Here is an 18,254-nt window from a genome sequence, read left to right as displayed (position 1 = left end):
TCGCGAAGGGGCCATCAGCCTCATCACTTCTGTTGGCGGGTCTATTGCTTTCGCGAGCAAGCCCGCTCCCACAGGGATTTCGCTTAACTGGCTGAAATCGGGTCAACAAAAAACCCCACTGCTTTCGCAACGGGGTTTTTGATGTAGCCGATCAGCGCTTAGTGATGCTCACGCGTCGCCCTGAATTTCACATCCGGCCAGCGTTCTTCCATCAGCGCCAGGTTGACCCGCGTCGGGGCCAGGTAGGTCAGGTGACCGCCGCCGTCAATCGCGAGGTTTTCCACAGCCTTGATCTGGAATTCTTCGAGCTTCTTCTTATCGCTGCAATCGATCCAGCGCGCGGAATAAACGGTGATCGGCTCATAGGAGCACTCGACCTTGTATTCCTCTTTCAAACGGCTGGCGACCACATCGAACTGCAGCACACCGACGGCGCCGAGAATGATGTCGTTGCTGCGCGTCGGGAAGAACACTTGGGTCGCGCCCTCTTCCGCCAGTTGCTGCAGCCCCTGACGCAGTTGCTTGGATTTCAGCGGATCACGCAGGCGCACGCGACGGAACAGTTCCGGAGCGAAGTGCGGGATACCGGTGAAGCCCAGGACTTCGCCTTCGGTAAAGGTGTCGCCGATCTGGATGGTGCCGTGGTTGTGCAAACCAATGATGTCGCCGGCGAACGCTTCTTCCAGTTGCTCACGCTCGGAGGAGAAGAAGGTCAGTGCATCGCCGATCCGCACGTCTTTGCCGGTGCGCACGTGGCGCATCTTCATGCCTTTTTCGTACTTGCCGGAGCAGATACGCATGAAGGCGATTCGGTCGCGGTGTTTCGGGTCCATGTTCGCCTGGATCTTGAACACGAAGCCGGCGAATTTTTCTTCAACCGGTTCCACGGTGCGCTCGTTGGCGACACGGGCCAGCGGTTTCGGCGCCCAGTTGACCACGGCGTCGAGCACGTGATCGACACCGAAGTTGCCCAGTGCGGTACCGAAGAACACCGGGGTCAGTTGGCCGTCGAGGAATTCCTGTTGGTTGAATTCGTGACAGGCGCCCTGCACCAGTTCCAGCTGATCGACGAAGCGATCGTACTCGTCGCCCAAGTGCGCGCGGGCTTCATCGGAGTCGAGTTTCTCGATGATTTTCACATCGGTGCGCTCGTGGCCGTGGCCAGCGGTGTACACGATGATGTAGTCGTCGGCGAGGTGATAAACGCCCTTGAAATCGCGGTAGCAACCGATCGGCCAGGTGATCGGCGCTGCCTTGATCTTCAGGACCGCTTCGATTTCGTCGAGCAGTTCGATCGGGTCGCGGATGTCACGGTCGAGTTTGTTGATGAAGCTGACGATTGGCGTGTCACGCAGACGGCAGACGTCCATCAGCGCGATGGTGCGTGGCTCTACACCCTTACCGCCGTCGAGGACCATCAAGGCCGAGTCAACCGCCGTCAGGGTGCGGTAGGTATCTTCGGAGAAGTCTTCGTGGCCCGGGGTGTCGAGCAGGTTGATCATGTGGTCGCGATACGGGAACTGCATGACCGACGTGGTAATGGAAATACCCCGTTGTTTTTCCATTTCCATCCAGTCGGAGGTGGCATGGCGGTCAGACTTGCGAGATTTCACCGTGCCAGCAATCGCAATCGCCTTGCCCATCAGCAAGAGCTTCTCGGTGATGGTGGTTTTACCGGCATCGGGGTGGGAAATAATGGCGAAAGTGCGGCGTTTCGCGACTTCGGCGGCCTGTTTGGTCATGGGAAATCGCCTGGCAGGTGATTCAAAAAAGGGCGGCGAGTATAGCGCAAACCGACATCTACGGACCACCGTTCGCCCTGTCGCCAACGGCGATCGACGGGCCGGAAGGGACATCAAGGGTGGCTAAATGCTGTTAATTATGGAACCTTTTAAAAGGTGCAGACGTCCACTCCCCTGTTACGGCACTCGTACCAGGGGCTGAAAAATCAGCAAGTTGGCCTGACGAGGCTGCGCTTATGGCTCGATCTCATGCGGTTTTATCAGCATGAAGAGCTGCTTCTCGCGAACGTTGATACTCCCGGCAGCCAGGAATGGCATGCCTCACGGGACTGCGTTCGCCGACAAAGAAAAAGGAGTCTGCCTGTGGCTATTCGCTATGGCAAAGGGCTGATAGGAGGTGCGGTTGTCGTCGCCCTTCTGGCCCTGCTGGTCCACTGGATTGGCATCAACACGATCGAACATTACCGCGACGATTTGTTGTTTTACCTGCAAGCCCATTTGATTCTCGTCCTCGCTTCCATGCTGGCCGCCCTCGTTGTGGGCATACCCGCCGGTATCTTTCTCAGCCGCCCGACCATGGTGGGCCGCGCTGAACGCTTCATGCAGATCTTCAACATCGGCAACACCGTGCCGCCTCTTGCCGTACTGGCCATCGCCCTGGGTATCCTCGGCATCGGCAGCGGCCCCGCGATTTTCGCCCTGTTCCTCGCCTCGCTGTTGCCGATCGTGCGCAACACCTATGAAGGCTTGAAAAACGTCCAGGCTTCGCTCAAGGAAGCGGCCGTCGGCATCGGCATGACACCGACTCAGGTGTTGTGGCGGGTCGAACTGCCGAACGCCGTGCCGATCATCATCGGTGGCGTGCGCGTGGCGCTGGCAATCAACGTCGGCACCGCACCGCTGGCGTTCCTGATCGGCGCCAACAGTCTGGGCAGCCTGATTTTCCCAGGCATCGCCCTGAACAATCAGCCGCAACTGCTGCTCGGCGCGGCCTGCACCGCCCTGCTGGCCTTGCTGCTCGACGGTCTGGTGACACTCGCCAGCCGCCTCTGGCTCGAACGCGGCCTCCGCCCGTCTTAAGCCTCGGCAAAGGAATTTTTATGAAGACATTAAGCTTTTTAACAGGCTGCGTTCTGCTGTTCGCAGGATTTGCCCAAGCCGCTGAAAAGCCGGTGATCCGCATCGGCGCCCGGGTGTTCACCGAACAAACCCTGCTGGCGGAAATCACCTCCCAATACCTGCGCACCAAGGGTTACGACACCCAAGTGACCGGCGGTCTGGGCAGCAACCTGGCCCGCGGCGCCCACGAAAGTGGTCAGCTGGATTTGATGTGGGAATACACCGGCGTGTCGCTGGTGGCTTACAACCACATCACTGAAAAACTCGACAGCGCTCAGTCCTACGCCAAGGTGAAAGAACTCGACGCGAAAAAAGGCCTGATCTGGCTCACCCCGTCGAAATTCAGCAACACCTACGCGCTGGCCCTGCCAGAAAACACCGCGAAGGCGTATCCGCAGATCAACACCATCAGCGAGCTGAACACGGTGATGCAGGCTGAGGCGAAGACCAATCACCTCGTCGCCCTGGACACCGAATTCGCCAACCGTTCCGACGGTCTGGACGGCATGGTCGACCTCTACGGCATGAACCTGACCCGCAAAAACATTCGCCAGATGGATGCCGGGCTGGTCTACACCGCCCTGCGCAATGGTCAGGTGTTTGCCGGTCTGGTCTACACCACGGACGGTCGCTTGAACGCCTTCAAGCTGAAACTGCTGGAAGACGACAAGCATTACTTCCCGGACTACACCGCCGCGCCGGTGGTGCGTCAGGTTTACCTCGACGCCCATCCGAAACTCGCCGAAGAACTCAAGCCACTGGCCGAACTGTTCGACGACGCGACCATGCGCCAGCTCAATGCGCGGGTCGATGTCGATCACGAAAGCCCTTCATCCGTTGCCGCCGATTTCCTGCGCCAGCACCCCATCAAATAAGGAGGAAAAGACATGGAATTTCTGAACGCCTTTTCCCATCTCGACTGGCCGTTGGTCCTGCAACTGACCGGGCAGCACATCACCCTGGTCGGCATTGCCGTGACCCTGGCGATTCTGGTCGGCGTGCCGCTGGGCATCCTGATGACGCGCTTCCCGACACTCGCCGGCCCCTTGCAAGCCAGCGCCACGGTGCTACTGACGGTTCCGTCGATTGCGCTGTTCGGCCTGCTGCTGCCGTTCTACTCAAAATTCGGCCAGGGCTTGGGTCCGATGCCGGCGATCACCGCGGTGTTTTTGTACTCACTGCTGCCGATCATGCGTAACACCTACCTCGCCCTGACCGGCGTCGACCCCGGCATTCGCGAAGCCGCCCGCGGCATCGGCATGACCTTCGGCCAGCGCCTGCGCATGGTCGAACTGCCGATCGCGGTGCCAGTGATCCTCGCCGGTGTGCGCACCGCCGTGGTCATGAACATTGGTGTCATGACCATCGCCGCCACCATCGGCGCCGGTGGCCTCGGTGTACTCATTCTCGCTTCCATCAGCCGCAGCGACATGTCGATGCTGATCGTCGGCGCCGTGCTGGTCAGTCTCCTGGCCATCTTCGCCGACCTGCTTCTGCAATGGCTGCAACGCACGCTGACTCCAAAAGGACTCCTGAAATGATCGAACTTCAAAACCTCAGCAAGACCTTCCAAAGCAACGGCAAAGATGTGAAAGCCGTGGACTCGGTAAGCCTGACCGTCAATGAAGGCGAGATCTGTGTGTTCCTCGGGCCATCGGGTTGCGGCAAAAGCACCACGCTGAAAATGATCAATCGCCTGATCAAGCCGACCTCCGGCAAGATCCTGATCAACGGCGAAGACACCACCGACCTCGACGCCGTGACCCTGCGCCGCAACATCGGTTATGTGATCCAGCAGATCGGTCTGTTCCCGAACATGACCATCGAGGAAAACATCACTATCGTTCCGCGTCTGCTGGGCTGGGACAAACAGAAATGCCACGACCGCGCTCGCGAGTTGATGAGCATGATCAAGCTCGAACCCAAACAGTATCTGACTCGCTACCCGCGTGAATTGTCCGGTGGCCAGCAGCAACGGATCGGCGTGATTCGTGCGCTGGCGGCGGATGCGCCGTTGTTGCTGATGGACGAACCGTTTGGCGCGGTCGACCCGATCAACCGCGAAATGATTCAGAACGAGTTCTTCGAAATGCAGCGCGCGCTGAACAAGACCGTAATCATGGTCAGCCACGACATCGATGAAGCCATCAAGCTGGGCGACAAGATCGCAATCTTCCGCGCCGGCAAACTGCTGCAGATCGATCACCCGGACACGCTGCTGGCGCACCCGGCGGATGACTTTGTCAGCAACTTCGTTGGCCAGGACAGCACCCTCAAGCGTCTGTTGCTGGTGAAAGCCGAAGATGCAGCGGACAACGCGCCGTCGGTGAGCCCGGAAACGCCAGTGGCTGAAGCCCTGGAGTTGATGGACGAACTGGACCGTCGCTACGTGGTGGTCACTTGCGCCGACAATAAAGCACTGGGCTACGTGCGCCGTCGCGACCTGCACCGTCAGACCGGCACGTGCGCGCAATACCTGCGCGAGTTCAACGCCACCGCCGTGTATGACGAACATTTGCGCATCCTGCTGTCGCGCATGTACGAATTCAACCGCTCGTGGTTGCCGGTGATGGATGCGGAGCGGGTGTTCCTGGGTGAAGTGACACAGGAATCGATTGCCGAGTACCTGAGCTCCGGCAAGTCTCGTGGGGGCAAGACCAGCATTGTTTCGCCGGCTGAAACTGCAGTCGCCTGATCTGACGCCTTCGCGAGCAAGCCCGCTCCCACATTGGTCCGTGTTCAGCCACAAAATAGTGGAATGTCGCAGATCCAATGTGGGAGCGGGCTTGCTCGCGAATGGGGCACCACAAATCCCGCTGAACCACCTCAAATATCCCTCCTACGGGAACATCACACTGTCATGCAAGTCGGTTACATCAGTAGCTGTCCGGGACCGCACGACGGATGTGTGTAAAAACGCGACATTTTTTGTTGATCTCAAGCCCCTCACGCCCTAAAGTTCGCGCCGAACGTCCATGCTGGAAACGATCCATCCGGCTCAAGTACTGACGACGAGACAGCAAGGCCAAGGGAAAGCACCGCTTCCCATGGCCTTTTTGCTTTCGGCGACATGCCTTGGGAAGTAGGCGAACCAAAGTGGGGATACGGAGGACGTTCATTTGCACCCATTGTTAATTTCAGTTTGCCAGTAGGAGTTCCCAGCATGTCGATCAACGTCGAAGACTATTTCGCGCGCGATACCTTCAACAAAATGAAGGCCTTCGCCGACAAACAAGAAACCCCGTTCGTGGTGATCGACACCGCGATGATCAGCCAGGCCTATGACGACCTGCGCGCCGGTTTCGAATTCGCCAAGGTCTACTACGCGGTCAAGGCCAACCCGGCCGTCGAAATCATCGACCTGCTCAAAGAGAAAGGCTCGAACTTCGACATCGCTTCGATCTACGAGCTCGACAAAGTGATGAACCAGGGCGTCGGCCCGGATCGCATCAGCTACGGCAACACCATCAAGAAATCCAAAGACATTCGCTACTTCTACGAGAAGGGCGTGCGTCTGTATGCCACCGACTCCGAAGCCGACCTGCGCAACATCGCCAAGGCTGCACCGGGTTCGAAAGTCTATGTGCGCATCCTCACCGAAGGCTCGACCACCGCTGACTGGCCTCTGTCGCGCAAATTCGGCTGCCAGACCGACATGGCCATGGACTTGCTGATCCTCGCTCGCGACCTGGGCCTGGTGCCGTACGGCATCTCGTTCCACGTCGGCTCGCAACAGCGCGACATCAGCGTCTGGGACGCGGCGATCGCCAAGGTCAAAGTGATCTTCGAACGCCTGAAAGAAGAAGACGGCATTCACCTGAAGCTGATCAACATGGGCGGCGGCTTCCCGGCCAACTACATCACCCGCACCAACAGCCTGGAAACCTACGCTGAAGAAATCATCCGTTTCCTCAAGGAAGACTTCGGCGACGAGCTGCCGGAAATCATCCTGGAACCGGGCCGTTCGCTGATCGCCAACGCCGGCATCCTGGTCAGCGAAGTGGTGTTGGTGGCGCGTAAATCCCGTACCGCGGTAGAGCGATGGGTGTACACGGATGTGGGCAAATTCTCCGGCCTGATCGAAACCATGGACGAAGCCATCAAGTTCCCGATCTGGACCGAGAAGAAAGGCGAGATGGAAGAAGTGGTCATCGCCGGCCCAACCTGCGACAGCGCCGACATCATGTACGAGAACTACAAGTACGGCCTGCCGCTGAACCTGGCGATTGGTGACCGTTTGTACTGGTTGTCGACCGGTGCTTACACCACCAGCTACAGCGCCGTTGAGTTCAATGGCTTCCCGCCGCTGAAGTCGTTTTACGTGTAAGCACTACGCGTAGAAATGAAAAAGCCCATGACGTGTCATGGGCTTTTTTGTGTCTGAAATCCGCCCCCGAAAACACCCCGCCGCCCTGTAGGAGCTGTCGAGTGCAACGAGGCTGCGATCTTTTGATCTTGCCCTTAACAATCAAAAGATCGCAGCCTCGTTGCACTCGACAGCTCCTACAGGGGTTTCAGGTCGTGCTCCAGTTCGGCGGAACGATGGGCATAATCCACCGCCAACGCTCGAATTTTCGGATCCGTCGCGCTCGCCAACGCCTTACTGGCGACCCGCAAGAAATTCAGGTTCCCCCCGGCCAGTGCTTTGTGCAGCCAACCCAGCGCCTCGTCGATATCGCCTTCATCCGCCAGCACGGCGGCGTAACTGAACTGCCCGCGAAAATCCCCGCCGACCGCCGAGCGTCGATACCAGTCACGCGCAGCTTGCGGATCTGCCGGACACACTCGCCCGTCTTCCAGGTAACGCCCCAGCAGGTTCATTGATTTCGCATGGCCCAGTTCGGCCGCATGGCGATACAGGTTAAGTGCTTGCAGCTGATCCTCGATCACTCCGCGCCCGGTAGCCAACAGGTTGGCGAAGTTGTACATCGCCCAATCCAGCCCCGCTTCGGAGGCCAGGCGATAATGCCCCGCAGCAACGGCGGCGTCGGCAACGCAACCCCAACCGTGCTCATGACAACGACCGAGCATGTTGCGCGCCATCAAGTGCCCGCCCTGAGCGGCTATCTCGAACCAGCGCACGGCCAGCGGCTGATCCTGCTCGATGCCCTGCCCATCCAGCAGAATCTGCCCGAGCAACGCCTGAGCATCGAGTACACCTTCGCGGGCGGCGATGAGAATCGCCTGTGCCGCGCGCGCCGGGCTTTCCTCGAGCATGGCTTTGAGGCGGTCACCGTCGAGCACTTCCTCACAGCGCAGTTGATAACTCATACCTCGACCCAGCGACGCAACAGGTTGTGATAAGTGCCGGTGAGGCGAATCAGCGAAGGGTGGTCGGGCATGTCCTGGGTCAACTGCTGGATCGCCCCGTCCATCTCGAACAGCAAGGCGCGCTGACTGTCTTCGCGGACCAGGCTTTGGGTCCAGAAGAACGAGGCGTAGCGAGTGCCGCGCGTCACGGCGTTGACCTTGTGCAGGCTGGTGCCGGGGTACAGAACCATGTCGCCGGCCGGCAACTTCACCCGCTGGGTGCCGAAGGTATCCTGGATTTCCAGTTCGCCGCCGTCGTAGTCGTCCGGTTCGCTGAAGAACAGAGTGGCCGACAAATCGGTGCGCACCCGCTCGATGCTGCCCTTGGGCTGGCGCACGGCGTTGTCGATGTGAAAGTCGAAACTGCCGCCAGCCGTGTAACAGTTCAGTAACGGAGGAAAGACCTTGTGCGGTAACGCCGCCGACATGAACAGCGGATTTTTCCACAGCCGTTCCAGCATCGCCGCGCCGACTTCCTTGGCCAGCGGATGACCTTCCGGCAGCTGCAGGTTGTGCTTGGCTTTGGCCGACTGGTAGCCGGCGGTGATTTTGCCGTCGGCCCAATCTGCCTGCTCCAGAGCCTCGCGGATGCGCTGCACTTCTTCTTTCGCGAACACACCGGGAATGTGCAGCAGCATGGGATGACACCTGAGGACAAAGAGGCGGCAATGGTATTGATTCTTATTGCCTGTGTACAACCCCTGTGACGAACGAGACAGCAAAAACCGTAAGGGCAAATTGTAAAGAATGTAAATTTGTCGCGAATAGTAACGTTTCGCAATTGATACAAATACCTGTTTACCCTATATTCCGCGGCCTCAAATCCTTGGGGAGGGGAATTCTCATGTCACGCCAACAACTACAATTACCGGCCAGTTCACCGCGTTTGCTCGCGTCTGCAATTGGCGTGGCGATTACTGCCGGTTCTGCGGGCCACATGGTTTTCGCGGCGGAAAAAGCTGACGAAAAAGCACCGAGTAATGTGATTTCTCTGGGCGCAACCGCCATCACTGGCGAGGCTCAGGACGAGACTTCCTACCACGTCGAAAAAGCCTCCTCGCCCAAGTACACCGCGCCGCTGGTGGACACGCCGCGCTCGATCACCGTCATCCCGCAACAAGTGCTCAAGGACACTGGCGCCCTCAACATGCAGGACGCGCTGCGCACTGTTCCAGGCATCACCTTCGGTGCCGGTGAAGGTGGCAACCCGCAAGGCGACCGCCCATTCATTCGCGGCTTCGATGCCCAGGGCGATACGTATCTGGATGGCGTGCGCGATACCGGTTCGCAGAGCCGCGAGATCTTCGCCGTTGAGTCGATCGAAGTCAGCAAAGGCCCGAACTCGGCCATGGGCGGCCGTGGCGCTGCCGGTGGCAGCATCAACCTGGTGAGCAAAAAGGCACACCTTGGCAATTCGCTCGATGGCGGTTTCACCTGGGGTTCCGACCAGACCCAGCGTTACACCATGGATGGCAACTATCAGTTCACCGACACCGCCGCTGGCCGTCTGAACCTGATGAGCCACGAAAGCAACGTCGCCGGCCGTGACACCGTCGATTACGATCGCTGGGGCATCGCACCGTCGCTGGCCTTCGGCCTGGGCACCGACACTCGCGTCAACCTCGACTACTACCACCTGGAAAGCAACGACACGCCAGATTCCGGCATTCCATACTCCATCCCGACCGGGCTGGCAGCTGCCCGTACCAAAGCCAATCCGGATAAACCGAACGACGGCGGCGACAGCAGCAACTTCTACGGTCTCGACGGCCGCGACTTCCGCAAGGGCCGCACCGACACCGCAACCATCGCCATCGAGCACGATCTGAGCGACGCGCTGACCGTCAAGAACACCCTGCGCCACGGCACCAGCATGCAGGACTACATCCTGACCCAGCCGGACGACAGCAAGGGCAACGTCAACAACGGCAGCGTCTGGCGTCGGGCCAACACCCGGGTCAGCAACACCGAAACCACCACTAACCAGACCGATCTGTTTGGCGACGTCTACATCGCCGGATTCAAAAACAGCTTCTCTACCGGTATCGAGTTGAGCCGCGAGGAAAGCGAAAAGTCCTCGTACAACGTCAACACCGACACCACCCCGGCAACGACCGTTCCTCCTGCAAGCACCAACTGCACACCGGCGATGATTGGCGCACCGAGCGGTTACAACTGTACCTCGCTGTCCAACCCGAACCCGAACGACCCATGGAACGGTGCAATCTCGCGTAACTACGCTGGCACCGACACCAAAGCCAATACCTATGCGCTGTATGTGTTCGACACACTGGAGTTGTCCGAGCAATGGCTGGTGAACATGGGCCTGCGTTACGACCATTTCGACACCCAGTACCGCACCTTTGACAGCGTAGGGGCGACGGTCGTAAACAAAGGCGTACCTGCAAAAGGCAAAGACACCAGCGAATTCGTCACCGGTCAATTCGGTGTGGTTTACAAGCCGGCCGAAAACGGCAGCATCTATGCGTCCTACGCAACTTCTGCCACTCCACCAGGCGCCACCCTCGGCGAAGGCATGGACGGCAACCCGCTGGGTGGCACGGTTGATCGCAACAAAGATGTGCTCAAAAGCGACATGGAACCGGAAACCACCAAGAACTACGAAATCGGTACCAAGTGGGACCTGCTGAACGATCGCCTGTCGTTGACCGCCGACATCTTCCGCACCGAGAAAGAAAACGCTCGCGTTCAAGTCGACACAACCGCCTATGAAAACGCCGGCAAAACCCGCGTTCAAGGTATCGAACTGTCGGCCAGCGGCAAGATCACCGACAAATGGCAAGTGTTCGCCGGTTACGCATACATGGACAGCGAGCAGGTCGATGGCGGCCCGCTGAACCGCGCCACCGAAGGCAACGAGCTGCCTAACACACCGAAAAACAGTGCCAGCTTGTGGACGACTTATCAGGTCACGCCGAAGCTGACCATCGGTGGCGGTGCGTTTTATGTCGATGATGTGTTCGGCAGCGTGGCCAACACCACCATGGTTGATTCCTACGTTCGTTACGACGCAATGGCCGCGTACAAGCTGAGCAAAAACGTCGACCTGCAACTGAACGTGCAGAACCTGACCGATGAAACCTACTACGACAAAGCTTTCTCGACCCACTTCGCCAACCAGGCGGCGGGTCGTACAGCATTGCTGAGCACCAACTTCCACTTCTGATAGAAGCGTGAAGACCAGGGCCCCGTTCATCCAGGTGAACGGGGCTTTTGTGCGTAAAAAAGAATGTTTCTCGACAACCCACGGCATAATGCGCGCCGTGATCATTACTTTCGAACGAACAAGGCGAGCGACGTGTTGAAGAAAACCCTGTTCCAGTTGCACTGGTTTTTCGGCATCAGCGCCGGACTGGTCCTGGCCCTGATGGGCATCACCGGGGCGACGGTGTCGTTTCAGGATGAAATCCTGCGCGCGCTGAACCCTTCTGTGTTGCAGGTCGAGAAGCAGGTCGCCGGCGTCCTGCCGCCCGCTGAACTGGTGGAAAAAATCGAAGGCGCCTCGGGCAAGAAAGTCTCGATGCTCTGGGTCGAGACCGACAGTGGTAACGCCGCGCGCGTGATCTTTACTCCGCCACCGGGCGAGCGCCGTGGGCAGATGCGCTACTTCGACCCGTACACCGCCGAGTTCATGGGCGACGCCACCGGCCAGGATTTCTTCGGCCTGATGCTGCAACTGCACCGCTTCCTCGCCATGGGCGATAGCGGTCGGCAGATCACCGGTGCCTGTACGCTGATTCTGGTGTTCTTCTGCCTGTCCGGTCTTTACCTGCGCTGGCCGCGTCAGTGGAAAAGCTGGCGCGCCTGGCTGACCCTCGACTGGAAGAAAAAGGGCCGCAGCTTCAACTGGGATTTGCACTCCGTCGCCGGCACCTGGTGCCTGATGTTTTACCTCCTGGCAGCGCTCACCGGGTTGTCCTGGTCCTATGAGTGGTACAACAAGGGCCTGACCCGATTGCTTTCCGACTCACCACAGAACGAGCGCGTTCGCGGCGGTCGCGGTCCTGCGCCAAGCGGCCCGGCACCCACCGCCGACTACGCAGCGATGTGGAGCAGCATCTACAGCGCCGCCGGCCCGGCACTGAGTGCCTACAACATCCGCATGCCGCCCGTGGCCGGGCAGCCGGCCACCGTGTTCTACCTGTTGAACACCTCACCTCACGACCGCGCGCTGAACCAGATCTCGCTGGATCCGGCCACCGGCGTCGTCAAGCACCATGATCGCTACAGCGACAAGAGCCTCAAGGCGCAACTGCTGACCAGCATTTACGCGCTGCACGTCGGCAGCTACTTCGGAATCATCGGGCGGATCATCCTGACGATTAGTGCGCTGACGATGCCGCTGTTTTTCGTCACCGGTTGGTTGTTGTACCTCGATCGTCGACGCAAGAAAAAGCAGATCAAGAATGCCCGCAAAGACCTCGCACAACCGGACAATGACGCATCGGCGTGGCTGATCGGCTTCGCCAGCCAGAGCGGCTTTGCCGAGCAACTGGCGTGGCAGACCGCCGGGCAATTGCAGGCTGCGGGCCTGCCGGTGAAGGTTCAGCCGCTGGCGGACGTCAGCGAGCAAGACTTGCGTGATTCCAGCAATGCGTTGTTCGTGGTCAGCACCTTCGGCGACGGTGAGGCGCCGGACAGCGCCCGGGGTTTCGAGCGCAAAGTGCTGGGCCGGACGTTGAGCCTGGAACGCCTGAACTACGCCGTGCTCGGCCTCGGTGATCGCCAGTATCAGCACTTCTGCGGCTTCGCTCGACGCTTGCACACATGGCTGGGCGAGCACGGAGGCAAGACCCTGTTCGCCCCGGTGGAGGTCGACAGCGGCGACCCTTACGCCTTGCGTCACTGGCAGCAGCAACTCGGCCTGCTGACCGGACAGACGCCCGTGGACACCTGGCAAGCGCCAAGCTATGACAACTGGAACCTGACCCGCCGCGAGTTGCTCAACCCTGACAGCAGCGGTTCGGGTGTTTATTTGCTCGGCCTCACCGCCCCCAGCACCAGCAGTTGGCTGGCCGGCGACCTGGTGGAAGTGTTGCCGCGCAATTGTCCGTGGGCGATCGAACATTTCCTCGATGGCCTGGGCATTGACGGTCGCGCCACGGTTGCGCTCGGTGGCCTGTCGCAACCGCTGGAGCGAGCCCTCGCCAGTCGACAACTGCCAGAAAACAGAACTCACCTGGTCGGCCTGCATGCCCAGGCGCTGGTGGATGCGCTGGTGCCCCTGGCCATGCGCGAATACTCCATCGCCTCGATCGCCGCCGATGGCATCCTCGAACTGATCGTGCGCCAGGAACTGCATCCCGACGGCAGCCTGGGTGTCGGCTCCGGCTGGCTGACCGAGCATGCCCCTGTGGGCGGCACCATCAGCCTGCGCGTACGGCGCAACAGCGGTTTCCACCTGCCGGTCGAACCGGCACCGATGATCCTGCTGGGCAACGGCACCGGCCTGGCCGGGCTGCGCAGCTTGCTCAAGGCGCGGATCGCCGATGGGCAGCAGCGTCATTGGCTGTTGTTCGGCGAACGCAATCGCGAGCATGACTATCTGTGTCGCGATGAGCTGGAAGAATGGTTGATTTCGGGGGATCTGGAGCGGCTGGACCTGGCGTTCTCGCGGGATCAGGCCGAGAAGATCTACGTGCAGGATCGACTGCGCGAGTCGGCGGACGAGTTGAAAAAATGGCTGGCCGAGGGTGCGGTCATTTACATCTGCGGCAGCTTGCAAGGGATGGCTTCAGGCGTGGATCACGTGCTCAACGAAATACTCGGAATTGCAGAGGTCGACCGCCTGATCGAGCAAGGCCGCTACCGCCGTGACGTCTACTAAAAGAGCCCCTCACCCTAACCCTCTCCCGGAGGGAGAGGGGACTGACCGTGAGTTTCTTTAGAAATACTGCGACCTGAAATACCGAGTCGAACTCAGGCTCTGAAAAGCCCCCGATATGCCCCCTTTCCCCCTCTCCCCCGTGGGGAGAGGGCTGGGGTGAGGGGTCGATTTCAAGTCGTCCCCAAAATCCCGACTACAGTAAAACCTCCATCCCCCTTCACACGGACGTGAAGCATGCCCACCCGCCCCTCCTCCAACCAACGCCAATTCGCCCGCTATCTGCGCACCAATCAAACCGACTGCGAACTCCTGCTCTGGCAAAAACTTCGTTCTCGGCAAATCGCCAATCTGAAATTCCGTCGGCAGTTTCCATGCCCGCCGTACATCCTGGATTTTTATTGCGTGGAACTGAAGTTGGCCATCGAACTGGATGGTGGTCAGCATTACGAGACAGCGGCAAAAATACATGACCGGCGTCGAACGCTTTACCTTCAGCAGCAAGGTATTGAGGTTGTGCGGTTTAGCAATCTGGAGGTAATTGAGCGGATGAGTGAAGTGCTTGAGCAGATCTTGAGACTTGCGGCGAATCGAACATCGCCCCCTCACCCTAACCCTCTCCCAGAGGTAGAGGGGACTGACCGAGGTGTCTCACGTTATACATCGACCTGAAAAATCGAGTCGAACTCAGGTTTGGATACGATGAAAATCGGCTCCCTTTCCCCCTCTCCCCCGTGGGGAGAGGGCTGGGGTGAGGGGTCGATTTCAAACCGGCTGCAAATTTTGTTGAAACACACTGACCCCATCCAAATCCCGCAACACCACACTCATCTCCCCCGTCTGCCCATCAATATTCACCTCACCAAAAAACTGAAACCCGGCAAACGGCGAAGTGTTCTGTGCCGGTGGTGCTTTCTCGAACACCACCTCCGGGCCAAAGGTCTTATCCAGCGAATCAGGCCCGAAGCTCCCCGCATTCAAAGGCCCGGCGACAAACTCCCAGAACGGTTCGAAATCCTGAAACGCCGCACGGTCCGGGTGGTAATGGTGCGCGGCGCAGTAATGCACATCCGCCGTCAGCCAGACAAAATTGCGCACCTGCTGCGCCCGCAGAAAACCCAACAATTCGGCAATTTCCAGTTCACGCCCCTGGGCCGGTCCCGGATCACCGTTGGCCACGGCTTCCCAACGCGCCACACCGGGGCTGACTTCACCATCTGGTACGCCGAGGCCGATCGGCATATCAGCAGCGATGACTTTCCACTGGGCATTGGAAGCCTTCAACTCACGTTTGAGCCAGTCCAGCTGTTCACGTCCGAGGAACGGTTTAGCGGCACCCAGGTTGTCGTCATTGGCCCCGCGGTAGCTGCGCATATCGAGCACGAACACATCGAGCAACGGACCGTAACCGAGCTTGCGATAAATCCGCCCGCCGCCATCGGCACTCTGCAACCGCATCGGTGCATATTCGAGCCAGGCCTGACGCGCGCGGCCGACCAAACTGTGGATATCTTTGCTCTTGTAGCGCACATCCAACTGCTTGCCCGGCGACCAGTTGTTCACCACTTCATGATCGTCCCACTGCCAGATCTGCGGGACCTCGGCGTTGAAACGACGGATGTTTTCGTCCATCAGGTTGTAGCGGTAATTGCCGCGATAGTCGTCTAGGGTTTCGGCCACTTTGCTCTTGGCTTCAGTGGTGATGTTGCGCCACACGCGGCCGCCCTCTGTGGTGAGCTGCGCAGGTATGGGGCCGTCGGCGTAGATGGTGTCGCCGCTGTGGATAAAGAAGTCCGGCAGGCGCAAACGCATGGCTTCGTAGATGCGCATGCCGCCGATGTCCGGGTTGATGCCGAAGCCCTGGCCAGCGGTGTCGCCGCTCCAGACGAAACGGATGTCGCGACGGGTTTGCGGCACGCTGCGCAGATGACCGAACCAGGGCTCGCTGGCGACGCCGTTCTGGGCGTCTTCGAAGAGCACGCGGTAGAAAATCGCCTGGTCGGCGGGCAGGCCAGTGAGTTCGACGCGGGCAGTGAAATCGGTATTGGAATCGGCCAATGGCGAGACAAAACGACGAGGGTTGCTGAACAGGCTGCGGGTGTCCCACTCCACCACCATTCGCGCCGGACGATCACAACGACTCCAGATCATCGCCCGGTCGCCCAGCACGTCGCCCGACTGCACGCCATCGGTGAGTTGCGGACGATCCTTGACCGAGGCAATCACCGCCGGCGCCAGGCCTGGCAACAACAGCCCGGCACCGACGGCTTGTATGACACGACGGCGACCGAGGTCGAATTCGCTCATATTGTTCTCCCTGAAAAGGAAAAACTAAAACATGTACGCATGACGTCCGTGTGAAAACGCAACCTCCTGTGGGAGCGAGCCTGCTCGCGATAGCGGTGTAACAGTCAACTTATCTATTGAATGTTAAGCAGCCATCGTCGGAACGCCGCCCGGAGCCGGCTCACTCCTACAGTAGTGCGGTGGGGTATCAGGCGTTGGCGGGTTCCAGTGCCAGCTCAACGACTTCCGGCCGCTTGAGCACCGCATACGCCACCGCCGTCAGCAGACTCCCGGCCACAATCGCCAGCAGATACAACAGCGCATGGTTGATCGCATTCGGGATCGCCAGTACGAACAATCCGCCGTGCGGCGCCATCAGTTTGCAGCCGAAATACATCGACAACGCACCGGTCAGCGCACCACCGGCAATGCTCGCCGGGATCACCCGCAGCGGGTCCTTGGCGGCAAACGGAATCGCGCCTTCGGAGATAAAGCACAGCCCCAATACCAACGCCGCTTTACCGGCCTCGCGTTCGGTCTGAGCAAACTTGCGCCGCGCGATAAACGTAGCGATGCCCAGGCCAATCGGCGGCACCATGCCGGCCGCCATGGTCGCGGCCATCGGTGCATAACTTTGCGACGCCAGCAGCCCTACCGAGAACGCATACGCGGCTTTGTTGATCGGCCCGCCAAGGTCGACGCACATCATCCCGCCCAGCAACACACCGAGCAGAATCGCGTTGGTGGTGCCCATGCTGTCGAGGAAGTGCGTGAGGGCTTCGAGCATCCCGGCCACCGGTTTGCCCACCACGTAGATCATCACCAGACCGGTGAACAAACTCGCCAGCAACGGGATGATCAGGATCGGTTTCAGTGCCTCAAGACTTTGCGGCAAGCGCGCATAACGGTTGATCGCCTGCGCCGCGTAACCGGCGATGAAGCCGGCAACGATCCCGCCGATAAAACCGGCACCCAGGGTACTTGCCAGCAGACCACCAATCATCCCCGGCGCCAGGCCCGGACGGTCGGCGATCGAGTAGGCGATGTAACCCGCCAACAGCGGCACCATCAGCTTGAACGCGGTCTCGCCGCCGATCTGCATCAGCGCCGCCGCCAACGTGCCCGGCTCCTTGAACGCAGTGATGCCGAACACGAACGACAAGGCGATCATCAGACCGCCTGCCACCACCATCGGCAGCATGAACGACACGCCCGTCAGCAGGTGTTTGTAGACACCGGTTTTCTCTTGCTTGGCCGGGCCTTTGGCGCCGCTCGAAGCGGTTTCCTGCGTGCCTTCGGCCAACGCTTTATTCAGCGTCGCTTCAGCTTGTTTGAGGGCGATGCCGGTGCCGCAACGGTAAATCTTCTTGCCGGCGAAACGCTCGGTGGCGACTTCGATGTCGCAGGCCAGCAGCACCACGTCCGCATCGGCAATTGCTGCTGCACTCAGCGGATTGCGCGCACCGACCGAGCCCTGGGTTTCCACTTGCAGGTCGTAACCCAGACGCTTGGCCGCTTGCTGCAAGGCTTCGGCGGCCATGAAAGTGTGAGCGACGCCGGTCGGACACGCGGTAATCGCGACCAGGCGCGGGGCGTTTTTTACGAGCGCGGCAGGCTCGGCCACGGCTTCGGGGGCGACGTAAACCTGAGCCTCTTCAGCACCGCGACGCAGCACCGCTTCAACATCTTGCAGGGCTTGCGCCGGAGTGCTTTGGAACACCCGCTTGCCGACGAATCGCGACATATCCACCGGCGCGCTGGTCACCAGCAACACCCATTCGGCGGCCTCGATCGTGGCCGCCGATAGTTGACGTTCCGGGTGCGCGGCATCGTTGACTTCGACACTGGTGCTCCAGCCCTGACGCTGGGCCGCCGCATCAAGCAAACGGGCGCACAGCACACTGGTGACCATGCCGTTCGGGCAGGCCGTAACAATGGCTAACTTCATGACA

At 59.7% G+C, this 18,254-nt stretch carries 13 protein-coding genes; 8 read left to right on the top strand and 5 right to left on the bottom strand.

Annotated elements, in window-relative coordinates:
* Window positions 1-158 precede the first annotated feature (158 nt).
* Window positions 159-1,742 (bottom strand): peptide chain release factor 3, encoded by a 1,584-nt coding sequence (locus ACYZTZ_RS01080; protein WP_131062973.1) that lies wholly within the window; start codon window positions 1,740-1,742, stop codon window positions 159-161.
* A 363-nt stretch (window positions 1,743-2,105) separates the two neighbouring features.
* Here ACYZTZ_RS01080 and ACYZTZ_RS01075 point away from each other — a divergent pair, with 363 nt between their 5' ends.
* The 5 genes from ACYZTZ_RS01075 to ACYZTZ_RS01055 all read left to right on the top strand — a co-directional run bounded on the left by ACYZTZ_RS01075 (window position 2,106) and on the right by ACYZTZ_RS01055 (window position 7,188).
* Entirely contained in the window at window positions 2,106-2,822 is a 717-nt protein-coding gene (locus ACYZTZ_RS01075; protein WP_461996954.1) for an ABC transporter permease, read from the top strand.
* Window positions 2,823-2,842: 20 nt separating this feature from the next.
* Window positions 2,843-3,736 carry a glycine betaine ABC transporter substrate-binding protein gene (locus ACYZTZ_RS01070; protein WP_461996953.1) on the top strand — a complete coding sequence of 298 codons (894 nt, stop codon included), beginning with the start codon at window positions 2,843-2,845 and terminating at the stop codon, window positions 3,734-3,736.
* A gap of 12 nt (window positions 3,737-3,748) precedes the next feature.
* Window positions 3,749-4,402, top strand: coding sequence for an ABC transporter permease (locus ACYZTZ_RS01065; protein WP_008148960.1), 654 nt, complete (start codon window positions 3,749-3,751; stop codon window positions 4,400-4,402).
* A complete protein-coding gene (locus ACYZTZ_RS01060; protein ID WP_056742886.1) occupies window positions 4,399-5,556 on the top strand; it encodes an osmoprotectant ABC transporter ATP-binding protein OsmV in 1,158 nt (385 codons plus the stop codon). Before ACYZTZ_RS01065 ends, ACYZTZ_RS01060 begins: the two co-directional genes overlap by 4 nt.
* Before the next feature lie 468 nt (window positions 5,557-6,024).
* Window positions 6,025-7,188, top strand: a complete 1,164-nt coding sequence (locus ACYZTZ_RS01055; protein ID WP_033058084.1) for a type III PLP-dependent enzyme — start codon at window positions 6,025-6,027, stop codon at window positions 7,186-7,188.
* Between the two features lie 176 nt (window positions 7,189-7,364).
* Here the strand turns inward: ACYZTZ_RS01055 and ACYZTZ_RS01050 are convergent, their stop codons facing one another.
* Together ACYZTZ_RS01050 and ACYZTZ_RS01045 are read right to left on the bottom strand one after the other, a co-directional pair.
* Window positions 7,365-8,132: a tetratricopeptide repeat protein gene (locus tag ACYZTZ_RS01050; RefSeq protein WP_461996952.1), complete on the bottom strand. Its 768-nt coding sequence runs from the start codon at window positions 8,130-8,132 to the stop codon at window positions 7,365-7,367.
* Window positions 8,129-8,809, bottom strand: coding sequence for a Fe2+-dependent dioxygenase (locus ACYZTZ_RS01045; protein WP_008148973.1), 681 nt, complete (start codon window positions 8,807-8,809; stop codon window positions 8,129-8,131). Before ACYZTZ_RS01045 ends, ACYZTZ_RS01050 begins: the two co-directional genes overlap by 4 nt.
* Before the next feature lie 206 nt (window positions 8,810-9,015).
* Between ACYZTZ_RS01045 and ACYZTZ_RS01040 the strand changes: the two genes are divergently transcribed.
* The 3 genes from ACYZTZ_RS01040 (at window position 9,016) to ACYZTZ_RS01030 (ending at window position 14,688) form a co-directional block, all read left to right on the top strand.
* Entirely contained in the window at window positions 9,016-11,358 is a 2,343-nt protein-coding gene (locus ACYZTZ_RS01040) for a TonB-dependent receptor (RefSeq protein WP_461996951.1), read from the top strand.
* Window positions 11,359-11,490: 132 nt separating this feature from the next.
* A complete protein-coding gene (locus tag ACYZTZ_RS01035; protein ID WP_461996950.1) occupies window positions 11,491-14,019 on the top strand; it encodes a PepSY domain-containing protein in 2,529 nt (842 codons plus the stop codon).
* Between the two features lie 234 nt (window positions 14,020-14,253).
* Window positions 14,254-14,688 carry an endonuclease domain-containing protein gene (locus ACYZTZ_RS01030; RefSeq protein ID WP_461996949.1) on the top strand — a complete coding sequence of 145 codons (435 nt, stop codon included), beginning with the start codon at window positions 14,254-14,256 and terminating at the stop codon, window positions 14,686-14,688.
* Window positions 14,689-14,781: 93 nt separating this feature from the next.
* Here ACYZTZ_RS01030 and ACYZTZ_RS01025 read toward each other — a convergent pair whose 3' ends face one another.
* Together ACYZTZ_RS01025 and ACYZTZ_RS01020 are read right to left on the bottom strand one after the other, a co-directional pair.
* Complete coding sequence (locus tag ACYZTZ_RS01025) at window positions 14,782-16,323, bottom strand: alkaline phosphatase D family protein (RefSeq protein ID WP_461996948.1); 1,542 nt, start codon at window positions 16,321-16,323, stop codon at window positions 14,782-14,784.
* Between the two features lie 187 nt (window positions 16,324-16,510).
* Window positions 16,511-18,250, bottom strand: coding sequence for a PTS fructose-like transporter subunit IIB (locus ACYZTZ_RS01020; protein WP_461996947.1), 1,740 nt, complete (start codon window positions 18,248-18,250; stop codon window positions 16,511-16,513).
* Between the last annotated feature and the right edge of the window lie 4 nt (window positions 18,251-18,254).

The organism is Pseudomonas sp. LB3P58 (assembly GCF_054897895.1).
Note: the sequence above shows the minus strand (reverse complement) of the source record. Positions and strands in the feature narration are given on the sequence as shown.

Excerpts from the sequence above, each read along its gene's own strand:
- ACYZTZ_RS01020 (WP_461996947.1), bottom strand. The coding sequence starts at position 18,250 with ATGAAGTTAGCCATTGTTACGGCCTGCCCGAACGGCATGGTCACCAGT.
- ACYZTZ_RS01065 (WP_008148960.1), top strand. The coding sequence starts at position 3,749 with ATGGAATTTCTGAACGCCTTTTCCCATCTCGACTGGCCGTTGGTCCTG.
- ACYZTZ_RS01070 (WP_461996953.1), top strand. The coding sequence starts at position 2,843 with ATGAAGACATTAAGCTTTTTAACAGGCTGCGTTCTGCTGTTCGCAGGA.
- ACYZTZ_RS01030 (WP_461996949.1), top strand. The coding sequence starts at position 14,254 with ATGCCCACCCGCCCCTCCTCCAACCAACGCCAATTCGCCCGCTATCTG.
- ACYZTZ_RS01045 (WP_008148973.1), bottom strand. The coding sequence starts at position 8,809 with ATGCTGCTGCACATTCCCGGTGTGTTCGCGAAAGAAGAAGTGCAGCGC.
- ACYZTZ_RS01080 (WP_131062973.1), bottom strand. The coding sequence starts at position 1,742 with ATGACCAAACAGGCCGCCGAAGTCGCGAAACGCCGCACTTTCGCCATT.
- ACYZTZ_RS01055 (WP_033058084.1), top strand. The coding sequence starts at position 6,025 with ATGTCGATCAACGTCGAAGACTATTTCGCGCGCGATACCTTCAACAAA.
- ACYZTZ_RS01050 (WP_461996952.1), bottom strand. The coding sequence starts at position 8,132 with ATGAGTTATCAACTGCGCTGTGAGGAAGTGCTCGACGGTGACCGCCTC.
- ACYZTZ_RS01025 (WP_461996948.1), bottom strand. The coding sequence starts at position 16,323 with ATGAGCGAATTCGACCTCGGTCGCCGTCGTGTCATACAAGCCGTCGGT.
- ACYZTZ_RS01040 (WP_461996951.1), top strand. The coding sequence starts at position 9,016 with ATGTCACGCCAACAACTACAATTACCGGCCAGTTCACCGCGTTTGCTC.
- ACYZTZ_RS01060 (WP_056742886.1), top strand. The coding sequence starts at position 4,399 with ATGATCGAACTTCAAAACCTCAGCAAGACCTTCCAAAGCAACGGCAAA.